This is a genomic window from Belliella buryatensis, from assembly GCF_900188245.1.
GTDB classification, from domain to species: Bacteria; Bacteroidota; Bacteroidia; order Cytophagales; family Cyclobacteriaceae; genus Belliella; species Belliella buryatensis.
Map to the genome: position 1 here is coordinate 156,622 of NZ_FZOK01000005.1, position 18,424 is coordinate 175,045.

At 39.4% G+C, this 18,424-nt stretch carries 20 protein-coding genes; 13 read left to right on the forward strand and 7 right to left on the reverse strand.

Features of this window, described 5'->3' with window-relative positions:
• Positions 1–16 precede the first annotated feature (16 nt).
• Positions 17–394 carry a response regulator gene (locus CHB66_RS06760; protein WP_089239284.1) on the reverse strand — a complete coding sequence of 126 codons (378 nt, stop codon included), beginning with the start codon at positions 392–394 and terminating at the stop codon, positions 17–19.
• Positions 391–1,146, reverse strand: a complete 756-nt coding sequence (locus CHB66_RS06765; RefSeq protein WP_089239286.1) for a response regulator — start codon at positions 1,144–1,146, stop codon at positions 391–393. Before CHB66_RS06765 ends, CHB66_RS06760 begins: the two co-directional genes overlap by 4 nt.
• Positions 1,147–1,198: 52 nt before the next feature.
• Between CHB66_RS06765 and miaA the strand changes: the two genes are divergently transcribed.
• On the forward strand, positions 1,199–2,113 hold the full coding sequence (gene miaA / locus CHB66_RS06770; protein ID WP_394335277.1) for a tRNA (adenosine(37)-N6)-dimethylallyltransferase MiaA: 915 nt from the start codon (positions 1,199–1,201) through the stop codon (positions 2,111–2,113).
• Here the strand turns inward: miaA and CHB66_RS06775 are convergent.
• The 3 genes from CHB66_RS06775 to CHB66_RS06785 form a co-directional block, all read right to left on the reverse strand.
• A complete protein-coding gene (locus CHB66_RS06775; RefSeq protein ID WP_089239290.1) occupies positions 2,098–2,451 on the reverse strand; it encodes a hypothetical protein in 354 nt (117 codons plus the stop codon). The two genes, miaA and CHB66_RS06775, sit on opposite strands and share 16 nt — an antisense overlap.
• An 8-nt stretch (positions 2,452–2,459) precedes the next feature.
• Entirely contained in the window at positions 2,460–3,434 is a 975-nt protein-coding gene (pfkA, locus tag CHB66_RS06780) for a 6-phosphofructokinase (RefSeq protein WP_089239292.1), read from the reverse strand.
• A gap of 273 nt (positions 3,435–3,707) precedes the next feature.
• Positions 3,708–4,058, reverse strand: coding sequence for a single-stranded DNA-binding protein (locus CHB66_RS06785; protein WP_089239294.1), 351 nt, complete (start codon positions 4,056–4,058; stop codon positions 3,708–3,710).
• Positions 4,059–4,275: 217 nt separating this feature from the next.
• Here CHB66_RS06785 and CHB66_RS06790 point away from each other — a divergent pair, with 217 nt between their 5' ends.
• The 6 genes from CHB66_RS06790 (at position 4,276) to CHB66_RS06815 (ending at position 11,421) form a co-directional block, all read left to right on the forward strand.
• Positions 4,276–5,559 (forward strand): metal-dependent hydrolase family protein, encoded by a 1,284-nt coding sequence (locus tag CHB66_RS06790; protein ID WP_089239296.1) that lies wholly within the window; start codon positions 4,276–4,278, stop codon positions 5,557–5,559.
• Between the two features lie 115 nt (positions 5,560–5,674).
• Entirely contained in the window at positions 5,675–7,684 is a 2,010-nt protein-coding gene (locus tag CHB66_RS06795) for a tetratricopeptide repeat-containing sensor histidine kinase (protein WP_089239298.1), read from the forward strand.
• A gap of 94 nt (positions 7,685–7,778) precedes the next feature.
• Entirely contained in the window at positions 7,779–8,423 is a 645-nt protein-coding gene (locus CHB66_RS06800; RefSeq protein ID WP_245812680.1) for a response regulator, read from the forward strand.
• 220 nt (positions 8,424–8,643) lie between these two features.
• The gene (locus CHB66_RS06805) at positions 8,644–10,194 is read left to right on the forward strand and encodes a hypothetical protein (RefSeq protein WP_089239302.1); all 1,551 of its coding nucleotides are present in this window, start codon (positions 8,644–8,646) and stop codon (positions 10,192–10,194) included.
• A 138-nt stretch (positions 10,195–10,332) separates the two neighbouring features.
• Positions 10,333–10,833, forward strand: a complete 501-nt coding sequence (locus CHB66_RS06810) for a YceI family protein (protein WP_245812681.1) — start codon at positions 10,333–10,335, stop codon at positions 10,831–10,833.
• 210 nt (positions 10,834–11,043) lie between these two features.
• Positions 11,044–11,421: a GxxExxY protein gene (locus tag CHB66_RS06815; protein ID WP_089239306.1), complete on the forward strand. Its 378-nt coding sequence runs from the start codon at positions 11,044–11,046 to the stop codon at positions 11,419–11,421.
• Between the two features lie 161 nt (positions 11,422–11,582).
• Here the strand turns inward: CHB66_RS06815 and CHB66_RS06820 are convergent, their stop codons facing one another.
• Positions 11,583–11,822 carry a HigA family addiction module antitoxin gene (locus CHB66_RS06820; protein WP_089239308.1) on the reverse strand — a complete coding sequence of 80 codons (240 nt, stop codon included), beginning with the start codon at positions 11,820–11,822 and terminating at the stop codon, positions 11,583–11,585.
• A gap of 104 nt (positions 11,823–11,926) precedes the next feature.
• Between CHB66_RS06820 and CHB66_RS06825 the strand changes: the two genes are divergently transcribed.
• Positions 11,927–12,817, forward strand: a complete 891-nt coding sequence (locus CHB66_RS06825) for a hypothetical protein (RefSeq protein ID WP_089239310.1) — start codon at positions 11,927–11,929, stop codon at positions 12,815–12,817.
• 48 nt (positions 12,818–12,865) lie between these two features.
• Entirely contained in the window at positions 12,866–14,179 is a 1,314-nt protein-coding gene (locus CHB66_RS06830) for a dipeptidase (RefSeq protein ID WP_089239312.1), read from the forward strand.
• Positions 14,180–14,196: 17 nt separating this feature from the next.
• On the opposite strand, the gene CHB66_RS06835 is transcribed toward CHB66_RS06830, so the two are convergent.
• Positions 14,197–15,759, reverse strand: coding sequence for an amidohydrolase family protein (locus tag CHB66_RS06835; RefSeq protein WP_089239314.1), 1,563 nt, complete (start codon positions 15,757–15,759; stop codon positions 14,197–14,199).
• A 190-nt stretch (positions 15,760–15,949) separates the two neighbouring features.
• Here CHB66_RS06835 and CHB66_RS06840 point away from each other — a divergent pair, with 190 nt between their 5' ends.
• The 4 genes from CHB66_RS06840 to CHB66_RS06855 all read left to right on the forward strand — a co-directional run bounded on the left by CHB66_RS06840 (position 15,950) and on the right by CHB66_RS06855 (position 18,233).
• The gene (locus tag CHB66_RS06840; RefSeq protein ID WP_089239316.1) at positions 15,950–16,153 is read left to right on the forward strand and encodes an agmatine deiminase family protein; all 204 of its coding nucleotides are present in this window, start codon (positions 15,950–15,952) and stop codon (positions 16,151–16,153) included.
• A 121-nt stretch (positions 16,154–16,274) separates the two neighbouring features.
• Positions 16,275–16,424, forward strand: coding sequence for an AAA family ATPase (locus tag CHB66_RS06845; protein ID WP_089239318.1), 150 nt, complete (start codon positions 16,275–16,277; stop codon positions 16,422–16,424).
• Positions 16,425–16,608: 184 nt separating this feature from the next.
• Positions 16,609–16,953, forward strand: a complete 345-nt coding sequence (locus tag CHB66_RS06850; RefSeq protein ID WP_089239320.1) for a helix-turn-helix domain-containing protein — start codon at positions 16,609–16,611, stop codon at positions 16,951–16,953.
• Positions 16,947–18,233, forward strand: coding sequence for a type II toxin-antitoxin system HipA family toxin (locus CHB66_RS06855; RefSeq protein ID WP_089239322.1), 1,287 nt, complete (start codon positions 16,947–16,949; stop codon positions 18,231–18,233). Before CHB66_RS06850 ends, CHB66_RS06855 begins: the two co-directional genes overlap by 7 nt.
• Positions 18,234–18,424: the final 191 nt, after the last annotated feature.

The following is an 18,424-nucleotide window of genomic DNA, read 5'->3' on the forward strand; positions in this document are numbered from 1 at the left end:
TCAATATTACAAAATACTAGGATAAATGTTTTTTGACAGTAGCAAGTAGCTTATCATAATCCAAAGGCTTTTGGACGTAGTCATTCAGTCCAGCTTTTTTGAAATCATCCAAAGTGTAATTTTTATAATTACCAGTTATCGCGATAATTGGAACTGATGATTTTTTCTTGTCATCCAGTTGTCGGATTGCCTTTGTACATGCTATGCCATCCATAATAGGCATATTGATGTCCATCAAAATAAGGTCAAAATCCTCTTTTTCAAGTTTCTCCATTACTTGTTTACCATTTTTGACCGCAGTGATGCTGTATTTTTCAAACATCAATACATTCTTTGTCAAGTTGATGATTACAGAACTGTCTTCTGCAACGAGTACTTTTTTTGCTTCCATCATGGATTAAAATGTTCAGATTGGTTGATGTAGGTTTTAAACGAGTCAAATAACTCCCTCAAAATTAGATAATCTTTTAAAGTATTATCAAAAATGCCATTTTTTATATTTTTTTCAAACTCTTTACAACAATTATAGACTTTTTGTGCGCCCAACGTGCCTGAGTTGCCCTTGATGATGTGAAGCTTCTCTCCAATGGACTCATAGTCTTTTGTCTTTAAAAGCTGTTCTGTTTCATGAAGTAGGGATTCAGTCTCTTCGATGAAGTCAGTATAGACCGCATGGATATTTTCTATGGAATTGTACTTCTGCAACTGCTTTAGCACCTTTTCGTCTAAAGTATCCAGATTTTCTCTTTCTACTCCTGATATTTCTCCATCTATTTTAATTTCCTCTTTCAGGTGTTGCGAGATAGTCTCAAGAAATAATTTTGGTTTGATAGGTTTCGCAATAAAATCACTGAATCCTGTAGACAAGAAATAATCTTTGTCATTCTGCTCCGCGTAAGCAGAGATGGCAATGATAGGTGAATCTGTCAGGTTTTCATTTCTTATCTTTTTCATAGCAGTGATCCCATCCATTACAGGCATTTGAATATCCATCAATACAAGATCAAAATTCCCATTTTTCAATTTCTCTAATGCAATCTTCCCATTTTGAGCAATGTCAAAATTATACACCTGCCCAATAATATGCTCAAACACTCGTCTGTTCAATGCATTGTCATCGACTATTAAGACATTTTTGCTTTTCATTTTGCAATTATTGGTAATTTCGTGGCTTTATTGGTGCTTTTGAATAAGAGAAATTGTGAAGGATAAGAAATATTTGATTGTAATTGTCGGGCCTACTGCGGTGGGTAAGACAGATCTCTGCATAAATTTAGGTAAAATATTTAAGACAGAAATTATTTCTTCTGATAGTCGACAGTTTTTTAAAGAAATGAACCTTGGAACGGCAAAACCAAGCCTTGATGAATTGAAATCAGTGAAGCACCATTTAGTTAATTCACATTCAATTTTCGAACCTTATGATGTCAAGGCTTTTGAAAAAGATGTTTTAACTATACTCGAAAATATATTTTCTTCAAAAGATGTAGCAATCATGACCGGAGGGTCTGGACTTTATATTGATGCTATTTGCAATGGATTCGATGATATTCCTGATATAGACCCTACAATACGAGCAGGCATTATCAAAAAGTTTGAAGAAAAAGGCTTGACTTATCTTCAAGATAGGGTTGCTAACATCGATCCTGATTATTATGAAATTGTAGATAAAAACAACCCACAAAGACTCATGCGGGCAATAGAAGTATTCGATGGGACAGGTCATACTTTTAGCAGTTTCAGAAAGAGAAAGAAAATAGAAAGGCCTTTTCATATTATCAAAATAGGACTGGAACGAGATAGAGAAGAACTCTACGATAGGATTGATCATCGCATGGACTTGATGATAGCTAAAGGTTTGTTTGAAGAAGCAGCCGAATTATATCCTTACAAGCACCTAAATGCTTTGCAAACAGTTGGGTATTCGGAGATTTTCGGTTATTTAGACGGAGAGTATGATAAGGAAGAGGCTGTCAGGTTGCTCAAAAGGAATTCTCGTCGTTATGCCAAAAGGCAATTGACTTGGTTTAGAAAAGATGAAAGTATCAGATGGTTTTTACCTAATCAAGAAAAGGATATCTTAGATTTTATTAAAGGTCATATAGCTTTGTAGCCAAATATTTTGGCTACAAAGCTATATGGTTTTTTTGTGATTAATTGATTGTGTTGTAGTCTAATCAATTTGGCTTGATTGAGAGGTGATTTTACAAAAGTGTCATATTCAGTTAAATTTGCTGTGTTTAGCTTGGTTTTGACTTCTTGGATAGAGGCTTGAATTGAAGCTAAGTCAGCATTACATGCAGGCTTTCCTGATATTTTGCTTAAGCCTACGACCACACTTTCCAATAAGGAATCAAATTGTTGTTTTTTGTTTACAAATGACTGCCTAACAACCATCATGAAAAGCATCGTTGCACCACCCAAAGTCAAGAATATTGGAATAAAACCCATTTTATTTTTTAAATACTTAATATTTCAATTAATCTCAAATGATCGCCTTTAAGGGGTTTCGTTTTTCCTATGCAATCTGCAAAAGAGGTATAGGCTACATCTCCATTTACTACACCTGCCATACAATTAGCCTCTCCGTTTAGTAATCCTTCTACAGCAGCCATCCCACACCTTGAAGCCAAGACGCGATCTCTTGCTGTAGGGTTACCTCCTCGCTGAATATGCCCTAGTGTCGTTACTTTGAACTCTTTATCCTCGTCATTGATTTTAACCTTCACCTTTTCCATGATGAGATCCGCATTACCCTCTTCATCCCCTTCTGCTACTACGATAATGCTTGAGGATTTAGATTTTCTTAGATTTTTAAGAGATTTTACTACTTTCTTGAGATCGGTTTCTGTTTCTGGTACCATTACAAATTCAGCTCCCCCTCCGATTCCACATTCCACTGCAATATAACCACTATCTCTACCCATCACTTCGATGAAGAAAATTCTATCATGAGCAGCAGCAGTATCTCTGATTTTATCGATTGCTTCCAAAGCTGTATTTACAGCAGTATCAAAGCCAATGGTATAATCAGTACCATATATATCATTGTCAATAGTTCCAGGACAACCAATAGTTGGAATTCCATATTCTTCATAAAAAACTTTGGCACCAGTGAAAGTTCCATCTCCACCGATTGCCACAATCCCATCTATTCCTAGAGATTTTAACTGCTGATAAGCTTTCTCTCTTCCCTCTTTGGTCCGGAATTCCTCACTTCTTGCAGATTTCAAGATTGTACCCCCTCTTTGAATAATATTACTTACGGAGTGAGAATGCATCCTTTTAATATTACCGCTAATCATGCCGTCATAGCCATATGTGATGCCATAGACCTCTAGTCCATGAAAAATAGCTGTTCTAACAACAGCCCTGATACAGGCATTCATTCCTGGAGCATCTCCCCCAGAGGTAAAAACTGCAATTTTTTTCATTGTTTTAATAGGTTTTTGAACCTCAAAAATACTATTAATTCAATGTCTTTGTTTAGAAAAGAGGAAAAGTTTTAATGGTGTACGAGTTATTAGTAGAATGAGGTAATAGGTTTTTGTAATCCTTCAAAATCACTTCTGTCATTAATCTTATTGATGTGAATTTGTCTACATGTCTACAGTCCACTACATATTAAAAGTTCATAAAATCAATAGAAATGTCTTCAAAACAGGGTTGAAATAGCCAGTCCCCAAAAGGGGGCTGGCTCGCTCGATTTAGGACTCTACGGTTGATTTTTCACCTAAAAGGAGCACCTCGTCGGCAATTACTTCAGTGTAGTATTTTTTATTGCCGTCCTTATCTTCATACGACTTGCTGCTAAGCTTACCAACGATTCCTATTTCTGAGCCCTTATCTGTATATTTTTCAATAATAGATGCAGCTTTGTCCCATGCAGATACATTATGCCAGGTAGTTTCTTCTACCCGCTCGCCTTTCGCGTTTTTGTAATACTCATTGGTAGCCATTCTGAAGTTGGCTTTGATTTTACCACTTTCGAAGTGATTGATTTCTGGCTTAGCTGCCAATCTCCCGATTAGCTGAACTCTGTTTTTGATTCCGCCCATGATTTTTTTATTTGGTTAAAGATGAATTGAATAACTGTTGATGGATCAACGACTCGAATTTCTATCACTTCCCTTTTAATTGTCGGGCATTAAGTGTTTATAACCGTTTATAAACGATTAAATCGGATAATTCTTTCCAATCCATATCTTAACCCAACTTAGATTTTTTTCATGAAATTTTGTAGCTTAGCTAGGCAACCAAAATAAATCCAAAAATATGAAGAGAACACTAATGCTAAGTTTGGCAATGCTGCTGATCACCCAGTTTACCTTTGCCCAAAGAACCTTTATCCATGCAGGAAAGCTAATTGATGTGAAGAATAATCAAATGCTCTCAGAAATGACCATCATCATAGAAGGAGAAGTCATAACTGAAGTTCAAAAAGGTTATACGACTCCTGGTAGATCTGATATATTGATTGATTTGAAGACAAAAACAGTCATGCCAGGCTTAATGGATATGCATGTACACATGGAAAACGAAACAAGTCCGAGAAGGTATTTGGATAGATTTGTTGATAATGAAGCTGATATAGCATTTAACTCTGTCATATTTGCCAAAACTACCCTTATGGCGGGATTTACTACAGTAAGGGATTTAGGAGGTTCAGGGGTGAATATTTCACTTCGAAACGCCATTAATGCCGGCAAGGTAGAAGGACCTAGGATAATTACTTCTGGGAAATCTATAGCCCCTACAGGTGGACATGCAGATCCTACTAATGGAATGCGCAGGGATTTAATGGGAGATCCTGGCCCTGAAATTGGTGTAATCAATGGTGTAGCAGATGCAAGAAAGGCTGTCCGACAACAAGTGAAAAATGGTTCTGACGTAATCAAAATAACAGCTACAGGAGGTGTTTTGAGCGTAGCCAAAGATGGAAATGCACCTCAATTTCAACAAGATGAAATCAATGCAGTGATTGAAACAGCTACAGATTTTGGTATTCATGTAGCAGCACATGCTCATGGTGATGAGGGGATGAAAAGGGCAGTAATTGGTGGTGTCCACTCTATCGAGCATGGAACTTATATGTCTGAGGAAACCATGGATATGATGATTAAAGCTGGCACTTGGTATGTACCAACCATCACAGCAGGAAAATCGGTCGCAGATTATGCTCGTATTCCGGGATACTATCCTGCTCCTGTCAAGACGAAGGCAGAAACTATCGGGCCGTTGATACAGAGTACATTTGAAAAAGCTTATAAACGAGGAGTTAAAATTGCCTTTGGAACTGATGCAGGTGTGTTTCCTCATGGAGAAAACTACCGCGAATTCCTCTATATGACTGAAGTTGGAATGCCAAATTTGGAGGCGATTCAAACAGCCACACTTCGGTCCGCAGAATTGTTGGGAATGGAAGATAAAATTGGTAGCATAGAAAAAGGAAAATTGGCTGATATCATTGCTGTTTCTGGAGATCCAGGGAAGGATATCAATGTCATGAAAGATGTAATATTTGTGATGAAAGAAGGTAAAGTTTACAGGATGGATTGATGGGTTGACCTAATTTACAGAAAGAGGTTTACCATATAAACCTCTTTCTTTTTGATGGATATTTTTTGCTTTTAGAAAATACTGTTAAATTGTTTGGGTATTCAATTGTTTGACCATGAGATATTTGGTGTGTTTTTTCTTTTTTGCTTGTTTTGAGTCTATCGCTCAAACGGCAAAATTAGATAGTCTTCAGACTATTGTTTCCCAAAATAAAAAAGATACGGTCCATGCCAAGGCCCTTTTAAATCTAGGAATCAACCTAGAACGATCAGATCTGAAGCGCTCCACGGAAAGCTACTGGGCAGTTTTGAACATGAAGAATGATCCTGCTTTCAATAAATTCAAAACCACTGCAGCAGTCCGATTGGCAGGGAATTATTCAGCAACAGGTAAGCTGGATTCTGTTGATTATTATTTTGAAAAAGCCGAAGCACTGCTACAATTCAATCCTAATGACTTGAAACTCGCCTATGCGCTATATATTGGGAAAGGGATTCATTATAACAGAATCGGGAAATATGATATTGCGCTATCGAATTATCAAAAGGCTCTAGCTCTAGACCATCAAATCATTGGACAAGATAATGTGGCAGGACTGTATATCAATTTGGCCAATGTACATAGTAGTTTGAATGACCAGAATTCCAGAATGCAATCAGCATACAAAGCTTTGGAGATTTTTGAAAAGACCCAAAATAAAACAGGCTTGTCTTTCGCCTATAATTTATTGGGAAATGTATATTATCATTTGAAAAATTATAATGAAGCGGAAAAGAAATTCCTACAATCTCTTGAGTATAGAAAGCTCCTAGGGGATAAAAGAGGGGAGGCTGTAGTGATTGGGAATTTGGGCAATATCTATTCGGATATGGGTTATTTTGAGGAAGCCATTACTTATTTTTCAAAAGCCAAAGAGATAAATGAATCATTGGGTCTGAACAATCAGGTTGGGGAAAACCTGATCAATTTAGGCAAGAATTATGAAAAGATGGGTGATTATGAATCCTCCTTATCGCATTTTCAAGAAGCCCAAAATGTGTTCGAAACAGCGGGGATCAAAACCTATGAGGCCGTTATTCTTGCTGATATGGGCAAAGTTCAAAGATTGCTCTCTAAAGACAAAGAAGCATACAACAGTTTATTGGCCGCTTCTAAAATTACTTCAAATGAAAAGGACTACGGGAATGCCGTGACGGCTTATAAAAATCTCAAAGAATACTACCAGGAAAAAGGTGAATATCGGCAAGCCTTGGAAGCCCAATCCAAAGAATATGCTTATCGGGACTCCATTGGAATCAGTGCATTGCAGGCACAGCTCAAGGAACTGGAATCAAGGTATGCGCTTGATCTGAAAGAAAATGAAATCAGCCTGCTAAAGACAGAAAAAGAACTGGATAGGGTAGAACTTGATAGGCGAAAAGCGAACCAAAACCTGATTCTTGCTGTCTTTATCTTTTTGATTTTACTGGCAGGTATTTTGGTCAACAAATACCGGATTGTGGGGCGAACCAAGAGACTTTTGGAAGTGGAAAAACTGCGAAATTCCATAGCACGGGACCTTCATGATGACTTGGGAAGTACCCTCTCCAGTATCCACATTCTTTCTCAGATGGCATTGCAAAAAGAGGATCAGGCTAGCAAAAACCTTTTTTCAAAAATCAATACCCAGACGGCCTCTATGATGGACAAATTAAGCGATATCGTCTGGTCCATTAACCCCAATAATGATGATCTTGATCAATTACTTAGCAAAATGCAAGAGTTTGCAGCAGAGATCTTAGAACCCAAAGGCATTACTTGCCAATTTGAAGTGGGAAAGGGGGCTGAACATGTCAAACTCGATTTGGAAAAAAGAAGAAACCTTTTCTTGATTTTCAAGGAGGCCTTAAACAATGCCGCAAAGTACGCTGACAGTAAACACCTTGAAATCAAACTTAAGGTGGAAGACCACAAACTCAATTTGTTGATCAAAGATGATGGTAAAGGCTTTGACCTTCACCAAACAAAAAAAGGCAATGGCCTTTTCAATATGCAGCAAAGAGCCAGTATGATGGGGGGCAGTATGACCATCGAAAGCTACCCAGAGATGGGTACCTCCATTCAACTAAGAGCTCCTATTACATGATTCCTCTCCATCACATGATTGTGGTATTTCCTAACATATTGATTTTTATGATATTTATTTCAATAAGAGGAGTTTGCCATAAAACAAAGTTCCATTGAATACCAAGAATATGTCCAATAAGGTTTTATTATACGAAGACAACGACCTTCTCCGCGAAAGCATCAGCAGCATGGTGGTGTTGGATGAGGGTATGGAGTTGTTGGGGGCTTATGGTCATGCCAATGAGGTGGAAGAACAAGTAAAGAGCTTTAAGCCTGATCTGATTTTGATGGATATTGAGATGCCGGGAAGGTCAGGCATAGAGGCTACTAAATTAGTGAAGAAATTTTTGCCCGAAACTTTTGTGTTGATCCTGACTGTTTTTGATGATTCTGAAAATGTGCTGAATGCCATTAAAGCAGGAGCTTCAGGGTATTTATTGAAAAAGTACATTGCAACACGGTTGTTTTCGGCGGTAGAGGAAATTATGGAGGGAGGTGCTCCCATGTCTCCTGCTGTAGCTAAGTTAGTGATACAGTCCATGCAAAAACCTCAACATACGGTTGATTATGGTTTGACTGAACGAGAAAAAGATGTGCTGCTTTCATTGAGTAAAGGCAATAGCTTCAAGCTGATTGCTGCCGACTGCAAAATCAGTATTGATACCGTCCGTACGCATATCAAGCATATTTATGAAAAGCTTCAGGTGCATTGTCAGACAGAGGCAGTTTCCAAGGCGATTAATGAAGGATTGGTTTAAAAACCATTGAGTCCGTCGCGACGGACTCAATGGTTGAAGAGTAGCAGGCGTTTGAGATTGATTAAAAAAAAATATGAGTTGATACTCTTAGATAACTTGTCCCGGGTATCGGGATTAGGGTATTGGTTGAGACCTGCCAGGTCTAATCCCCTGATTAGGGTATTGTGAAGGACTTTTGAAAGCTGTAACTTGTGTAAGTGATTGAAAATAAAGTGTTAAGATGAAAATCAAAGAATGGCTTTCTAGACTCCCCTTGTGGCTGTATGGCTGCATGCTGCTACCTCTACTCGCTTTTGGGTTGAGCAAACAAGATGCTTCCTATTTTTCTTTTTCAGATATCCCCCGCATCTGGACGGATGAAGCCATGAAGGATTGGGAGTTGCCCAATTCAAACCCGGAATATTCAGCACAGCCAGTATCGGAGGAGTTTTATTATAAACTCCCTGAAAGGGTCATCTACAAGACTTATCCTGTCTATCACCCTGACCATGAACCGGAAGGGTATTGGGAATGGTTGCATGAACAGGAAGCAGAGATTGTATTGGATGAAAGTAAATTGCTGACAGAGGAGGATTATATCAAGGCCGGGGAATTGCTTTTTGATTATCCCATTGACACTTTAGGGGCGGTGATCAATACCCAACATGTCCGAAACAAGGATTTTTATTCAGCCACAAATATGCCCTTGACTCCTGAAGGAATCATGCCTTTTGCGCAGTGGATCGTGGGTGGAAAAGGGAAAGTCTATTTAGGGAATTTGTCCTGTGCCATGTGCCATACCCGGGTAATGGATGATGGATCCCTTTTGAAAGGTGCCCAAGGCAACTGGCCTGGAGATAAGGCCTTTGCCTTTGCCCTGGAATCTGATGGGGTTTCTGAAAGGGGAGTGCAGGGGATTACCAATATTCTGTTTGGAAGCCCTTTTGCAGATGGTGATCCGCATGGGAAACTCCTTTCCAGTGGAAGAGAAGCAATTATTGAAGCGTATAAAGCTGTACCCGAAGGAGCCTTTGGTAGACAAGGGACCAGTATCCTATATCCACCTCAAGCCCCGAATCTTATTGGTGTAAAAGACAGGAAATACCTTGACCATGGAGGTTTGGGGCAGCATCGAAATATAGAGGACATGATGCGCTATATCGCCATGAACCAGGCTTTGGACTTTTTGAATTTTTATGGGGACTACAATTCCATTGGACTGACCAAAGAAAGGCTCAAAAGTGGTGAACCCATTTTTTTTCCTGGAACCCATGACCGACATTCTGATGCGCAGTTATATGCCCTTGCCAAGTACGTGTATTCTTTGACGCCACCTGAAAACCCAAACAAGCCTTCAGCCATCAGCGAAAGCGGTAAAATCATTTTTGCCGAGCAGGGTTGTGTGACCTGCCACACCCCACCGCTTTTTACCAATAATAAATTGACGCCCTCCGATGATTTTGAAATACCGGATGAACACTATGACAAATATGATATCTTCGGTATTTCTGTGGGCACTGATCCGGATTATACCATGAAGACCAGAAGAGGGACGGGTTATTACAAAGTACCTTCTTTATTGGGTTTATGGTACAGAGGACCTTTCCTGCATGATGCTTCCTTGGCCAAATTGGAGGACTTGTTTGATCCGGCACGATTGAGAGATGACTATGTACCTACAGCCTTCAAGCCCCATGATGTGAAGACCAAGGCAGTCAAGGGACATGAATTTGGGATGGATTTGAATGAAATGGACAAGAAGGCGTTGATTGCTTATTTGTTAACGCTTTAAACATTGATATTGATGGATATTGGATATTTAGATATTGTCGTAGCCCCGTGGCGATCGTCAGGTAATCATTGCGTTCGTTGCGAGAACTTTAACTACTTAAGTGAGAAAATTGACTTTAGAAGTCGTTTGTTACTATTTATGCTAATATTCTTTTTGATAGTGCCGCTTCTACTTCCTGCACAGTCTATAAAACCTACAAACCCTATTCAATTTAAAATCAAAAATGCAGGCATAATCGTGGATGGAACGATCTCAGATTGGGAAGTAATGGTTGATTTTGATCCAAAGAAATTAGCTCAATCGAGCATTCGGGGAAAAGCGAATCCTGAGAGTATCCAAACCGGAATCAAGTTAAGGGACAAGCACCTACATGGACGAGAGTATTTTCATATCCAAAAATTTCCTTTCATTAGCTTAGAATCAAAGTCTTTACGATCAAATGGGAAGAATGCTTTTATTGGGATTTTTGAGTTGCAGATCCGGGATGTGAAAAGGGAAATTGAGATCCCTTTTACCCTAACCCAAACGGGAAAGCAACAGAAGTTTAAAGGTGAGTTCACAATTGATCGCTTGGATTATGGTTTAGGGGAAAAGAGTTTGGTGCTTTCGGATGAAGTGAAGGTGGTGATTGAGTTTTAGGTTTTGGTTTCACGCGGCGAGCGCAACGGTTTTAACGCAACGGCCGCAACGGGAGAAACGCAAAGGTCGCCACGGTAAGGAACTCTATATTACGTCGCGCTCGTGGCGTTCATCGTTGCGCACGTTGCGTGAACTTTTTATTCGATTATTTAAACGTTTATCTAAAAGTGAAATCATTGATCTTAGATATTTATTTACTTTTTTTAAAGGATGAATGAAAATGAAATAGCAAAGATAATCCTTGATAAGGCTTTTGAAATTCATAGAAACCTGGGACCAGGATTACTAGAGTCTGTTTATGAAAAAGCTTTAGAGTATGAATTGATTCAGGCTGGTGTTTTCGTAGTATCCCAAGTGCCGGTTCCATTAATTTACAAAGAAATAAAGTTTGAAGCAGGGTTTCGTTTAGATTTGCTGGTAGAAAATAAAGTCATCATAGAAGTCAAAGCCAATGATGGCTTAGCCCCTGTCCACTTTGCTCAAACTTTGACCTATTTGAAACTTTCAGCTAAGAAGCTGGGATTGCTGTTAAATTTTAATGTAAAATACCTGAAAGATGGGATTCATAGAATAGCCAATAACCTTTAGTTTATTGGTTCAATTAAGCCCTGCATTTTATTTTTTTTTAACTGGAAAAGAGTTCACACGGCGGGCGCCACGGAATTACGCAACGGGCGCAACGAAGTTGAAAATGTGACTCGTTGCGCCCGCCGCATTCATCGTTGCGGTCGCTGCGTGAAATAATATTCTCAAGCAGCAGAATCCTCGATTGGAATGATCCTATCCAGTTCATTAACTTTCTGATTTTGTTCTTTTCCAAGATCATATTCATCTTGTAATCCTAACCAAAATTTTGGGCTTGTGCCGAAAAATTTACCGAATCGAAGTGTGGTGTCTGCGGTTATTTTTCTATTGCCTTTTATGATTTCAGAAACGCTTGTTTGAGGAATAAATATTTTCTTAACCAATTTATAGACCGAAATCCCCAAAGAATCACATGATTAGGGTATTTTTGTTAGTAATTTCATTGCGTAGCTTTAGGTACAAAACGTTGCAGGAAATTATGATTTTGAAATCTTCCTATTGCTTAAAGATGAAAATTAAGTTTTTGATACTCTATGTGGTTTTGCTGGGATTTTGCTACTTAAGCAAAGCCCAAGATAAACCTTTACTCTTGGAATGGAGTATTGGCGAAACGGCTGTTTTTTACAGCCAGGACCAGGAGGTTTCTGCCCAGTTTTCAGGTGAAATCTGCTATGAAGCCAATAGTTTTTTCCAAAGAACCTTGGAGGAATTGGAAGTTGAATTCAAGGTTTATGTGCTTTCCAAGGAGGATTGGCCACATTACACTGACCCAAATTTGATTTACGGAATGCCTCACTTTATACCTAACGAAAAAAGATTATTAGTGGCGGCGGAGGATAATACATTTTGGAGGATGCAGCTTCCTGACTTTTCTTCATTATCCTCACCTTACAAGGAGCTTTTTCCAATGACTTATAGTCTAAATGATGAAGTAAGTAGCAGGTACTTTTTTGATTTATTGCCAGTCCACGAACTCGGGCATGCATGGGCTTCTAAAGCAGGGCTTAATACCCAAAGAAACTGGCTTTCAGAGATACTGTGTAACCTGATGCTACATACTTTTATTGCGGAAGAAAGGGGGGAATTCCTAGGGGCTTTGGAGCTCTTACCCATGTATTGGTCCAAAGAGGACCAATACAATTATACCTTCAGATCCCTTGAACAGTTTCAAGACAATTATTGGGAAATAGGAACGCAGTCCCCTCGGAATTATGCATGGTATCAGTATAGGTTTCATGATGCTGCTAGAAAGCTTTACAATGAAGGTGGTGCAGATGTATTAATCAATCTTTGGTTGTTTCTTTTGAATAACCAAGAGACTTTGGACGATGATGCATTGTTGTCCGGATTACGAGATGATGTGCATCCTTTTTTTGAAGAATTATGGAATGAGTGGTAATAGCTTTCTAGAGAGAATGATTCAGTTTGAAAACTTTACCAATGAATTATGAAATTGGCAATTGCCTTAATAAAAACTATTGGTTTTATGAATTTTGAGCAAGTTAAAATTTATTGGTTGATTTTAATCCTTTTGATTTCCTGCACTAGCCATGTAGAGCTAAGTCATGAAGATTTGGTTGCCAAAGTGCTGAAAGAAGCTCCGCTGATTGATGGACACAATGATCTATTGATCCATTTTATCTGGTGTAAAGCATGTCCGAGAGAGTTGGATGACTATAAATTAGATACCATTTCGGATGGTCATATTGATATTCCCCGATTGCGCAAGGGAGGTGTGGGGGCACTGCTGATCAATATTTTTGGTAGAGGCAAAGAGATGAATGAATATCTGCAAGGTTGGGATTTGATCTATAGAATAGAGGAGAAGTATGCCGATGATTTCAAGGTTGCAGTTACTTCTTCTGAAGTCAGGCAGGTGATGAAAAGTGGCAAGATTGCCATCATTCCATCCATGGAACATACCTATGAATTGGTGGATGATCTGGGGAGATTGAGGACATTATACCGATTGGGTTTACGCTCTGTGATTTTGGCTTATAACAACAATAACATTGCAGATGGGGCTTTCGATGAACCCATTCATGATGGTCTGAGCGATTATGGGAAAGAATTGGTATTGGAAATGAACCGCCTGGGTATCATGATCGACCTTTCCCATATTACAGAAAAAGGAATGCTGGATGTACTGGAAATCACGAGGGCTCCTGTCATATTCAGCCATGCCAATGCAAGAGCCCTTACCGATACCGAAAGAAATGCGTCAAATCAGGTACTTTTGAAATTGAAGGAAAACGGAGGATTGATTATGTTGACACCGGTCAACTATTTTACCACTCAAGAAGCCCATGATTATTTTTTGGTGAAGCTCGATAGCATGGGCAAGGCCTTTCAAGAAAAGTATCCTAATCCTGACCAGATGTCTGACGAAGAGATTGAATTAGCTGATGCTGAATGGGATGCTTGGGAAGCAGCCAATCCACATCCTAAAGTAACGGTCAAGGATTTTGTAGATCATTTTGATTATGTGAAAAATATGATCGGTGTAGATCATATAGGTATTGGAAGTGATTTTGATGGGATGAGTTACTTGATTGAGGGGTTAGAGGATGCCAGTACATTTCCGAATATCCTTTTGGAGTTGGCCAACAGAGGTTGGACAGAAAAGGAGCTGAAAAAGGTGACCCAAGAGAACTTTTTAAGGGTCTTTGAAGCAGTGGAACAAAAGTCCGCTGAACTACAGAAAATTGAAGGGCCTAGAATTGCTAAAGTGACATCTGAAAAAATGCAAAGGGTACCTTAAATTACGGATTAAATTAATCATTCATTCACAGTTCTTCTTATGGCTTTTCCAGGTCTCGCGTCTAACACCAAATCCCCATTTTCAATGATCAATTCACCATTCACAAGTACGAATTTCATTCCAACAGCAGGCAATTGAGGCTCTGTGAAAGTTGCCTTATCCTGTACAGTTTTTTCATCGAAAATTATGATATCAGCATCCATTCCGGTTTGGATTCGTCCCTTGTATTTCATCTGATCTACAGATTGCTCTAAAATCTTTGCTGGATACAAGGAGGATTTGGCAATTGCTTCCATCATACTCAAGACCCCTCTTTCTCTTACATAGTGACTCAACAACCTGGTGTAAGTGCCTGCACTTCTCGGATGTGCGAAGGCATTTTCATTTAAGGGCCATATGTTATCATCAAAATAGTCGTCTGTCTCAATATCTACCCAAGGCATAGCATCCGAAGCAATTACTCCTCCGGGAAATAAAACAGATTCATCCAAAATAGACTCGTCTCTCGGCATATACAAAAACCTAAAAACCACAACAGAACCAGGCTTTTCATTCCTGACCTTTTGAAATTCATCTTCAGTTAAAGGCTTGCCATTTAATTCAATCTGCTCAGCCTTGATATCTTTTTTTTCTCTTGCCTCTTCGTTGAAAAGAGCAGCACCTATTGTTGTGCTCGAAGCTCCATATGTATAACTTTCAGTAGTAATAGGAAGTCCTGCGTTTTGGGCGCTTATGATCATGTTTTTTGTCGTTTTCACATCTCTCAAACTACTACTGTTTAGATGGCAGATGTGGCTCTGACTACCGGTAGCAGCAGAAAATGCAATGATTTGCCCAACATATTCCGCAGCAGATTTGGGATCATTTGGAAAATCTCCGCTGATATGCGTAAATGTTGGGACACCATAATCAGACGCCAATTGATGAACGGCCAAAAGCTCCTTGAATCCACCACCTGGAGCATAACCAGCATTGATTCCAATACCAATTGAGCCTTGTTTAATCCCTTCTTCTTCTATCAGTCGGATAATATTTTCTATTTGGGATGGACTTGCAGCATCTCTTACCCAGCTTCTTAATGAAAATGCTTCCTGAAACCATTTCAAATTTGGCTCCATAGGTATATCTTCTAAGGTTTCAATTCTTGCAAAAGTCCATGCGGCTGCTGTTCCATAGTTTAGTATTCTTCCTTGCTCTTCCATTTGTTTGTACCACGGATCCACGGGCAAGATGCCGGACTCTAACTCAAGGGCAGTGGTTACTCCATCAAAAGCCTGCATTCGATCAGCTGTTAAAGTTTGCCCATGAGCATGGAGATCAATAAAGCCGGGTGCTACCACCAGCCCTTCCGCATCGATTGTTTTTAATCCTTCTATTGTGCTTTCTGTAATGATTTTAATTGACCCATTTTTGATTCCTATATTTCTTATTCCATCTAGCTCAGTTTCCGGATCAATAACTCTCCCATTTAAAATTACAACATCAAAATCATTATGATTTTCTCCTTTTGGTGTACAATAGCCAAATATCAATAGGAGGGAAAATAAAATAAGTACGTGGTTTGGGAAGTGGATTTTCATGGGAAAAAAGGTTAAGTTATATCAATCATTAGGGATATTAAGTACTGCTCTGGAATTGATGGTTTCAATACTTTTATTTTTCCGACATTAAAATAATAAATATTTCGATAAATAACTGAAAAATTTTAAGAATTAACCTGATGGAATAATTCACCTCACATCATTAGTGTATTGGTAGCCAAGTGAATTTTTGGTCACAAATGGCGTAGTGGTGACATCTTCCTATGCCAGAGATGAAGCTTCTGTCAAGCGGGAAAAGGAAGTAGAAGCATTATTCAAACAAGCATTTCCCGGACGTGAAATTGTGTTCGTTGATGCCATGCCGCTGAATTGGCAGGGTGGAGGCATTCATTGCAGTACACAACAGGAACCCAAAAGGAGAGGATTGAAGTAAAGCAGGGCTTACATCATGCTTTCTTGAAAAACTATTTTATAAAAATGCTTTTTGTAAAAACTATTTTATTAATCAACCGAGTGCTGTCCATCATGTTACTAGTCCAAAGTTTGGGGACTTCATGATGGATGATACTTATGTTTTTGAGGTAGGTGGAGGCAGCAAAACCACCGACCAAATCCAAGGGATCCCCAACGCTTACCTTGCCCTTGACATCGAAAGTGGAAATGGCAAAAGAATCCCTTTATGCCTATTTGGAATGCTGTACTGATTGTGAGTTCTAAACAGACGTTTAATAGAAGGTTTTTATATGAATGTTTTGAATGAAAAATCATTCATTGAGACCAATTTAATATATTAATGAATGAAATATCACTCAAATTGTTTTTGTTGATTTGAATAAAATTTATATATTTGTATGAAAAATAAGTCATAATAGCTAAATTAATATTATAATGAATGACTTTTCATACATATCATATATAAGTGATGGAGCGCTTCTCAAAAAAATAGGGGGCTTTGTCAAATCCCGCAGGATTGAGCAAAACCTCACGCAAGACGAGGTGGCAGACCGGGCTGCGATCAGTCGGTCTACGCTTAGTTTACTGGAAAGGGGAGAGAATATTGCCCTGACCAATCTATTGAAAGTTTTGCGGGTATTGGATGCACTGTATGTGTTGGAGCATTTTCAAGAGGTTAAGCCTATAAGTCCTATGCAGCTCGCCAAAGAAGACGAAGTGAAATGGAAAAGGGCTTCCAAAAGCAAAAAGTCTTCACCTAAAGATGATCTGGGATGGTAAGGACGGCATTTGTCAAGCTCTGGGGTCAGCGCATAGGTGCGGTGGTATGGGATGAAAGTCAGGAGTTGGCTTTTTTCGAATACGACCGAAGGTTTGCCTCAGGGAAACTGGATATCTCCCCTGTTCGGATGCCGCTGGGAACTCGCATTTACAGCTTCCCGGAATTGAGGAGAAATGCAACATTCAAAGGTCTTCCTGGTTTGTTGGCGGATTCCTTACCTGATCGCTATGGGAATGAATTGATTAATGGATGGCTTGCCCGCAATGGTAGGCCAGAAAACTCCCTGAATCCTGTAGAATTACTTTGTTTCATCGGAAATAGAGGCTTGGGTGCTTTGGAGTTTGAGCCTTCTACGCTGCCGGCTCAAGAGCAAGGGCAATTATTGGAGCTATCGAGTCTGATCGAGACTACCAAAAAGTTGTTGGAGAGTAGGGAGCAATTTGAAATGCACACAGATCAAGGTATGCGAGATGTCATGCTGAATGTATTGAAGATGGGGACTTCAGCAGGAGGGGCAAGACCAAAAGCCATCATCGCGTACAATGAATCTACAGGGATGATCCGATCGGGTCAGACTTTGCAGGATGCTGGATTTGAGCATTGGTTGATCAAGTTTGACGGGGTCAATGACACGCAGTTTGGTGAGACCTTTGGTTATGGACGGGTGGAGATGGCTTATTATGCTATGGCGATAGATGCGGGTATTGAAATGGCTCAAAGCAGGCTGATTGAAGAAGAGGGCAGGGCACATTTTATGACCAAGCGTTTTGACAGGGTGAATGGAACTGACAAGCTCCACATGCAGACTTTTTGTGCTTTGCAGCATTTTGATTTTAACAATGTCAGTAGCTACAGCTACGAGCAGTTGTTTCAGACCATGCGCCAACTGCGGCTTACCTATGCCGAGGCAGAGCAATTGTTCCGCAGGATGGCATTCAATGTCCTAGCGCGCAACTGTGATGACCATACCAAGAACTTTGCTTTTCTGATGGATCAGGAGGGAAAATGGAGTCTTTCTCCTGCCTATGATATTTGCCATGCGTATAGACCAGATAGTGTTTGGGTCAGTCAGCATTGCTTGAGTATCAATGGCAAAAGGAAAGATTTTGTGATGGATGATTTTTTGACCATTGCCAAGCAAAACTCCATCCGAAACCCTCAAGGCATTATCCAAGGAGTGCAGGAGATTGTTTCCAATTGGATAGAGTATGCCGGAAAGTATAAGGTGAATGCAAAGCTTGCTGAGGCGATTGCTGCTACTTTGGTGAAATTGGTGTAGGGGCTGCTTTTTGATTAATTTTTCTACTTCTCAAAACTTCACACATCACATCATTGGGGTATTGTTAGCTATTGGAATTTCAGGGAAATTTATGGGTGATATTTCACGCGACGATCACGAAGGATATTACGTAACGGGATTTTATTAAATTCATAGTGTTCGCTGTGTGAATCCAACTACTTGGAAATCAT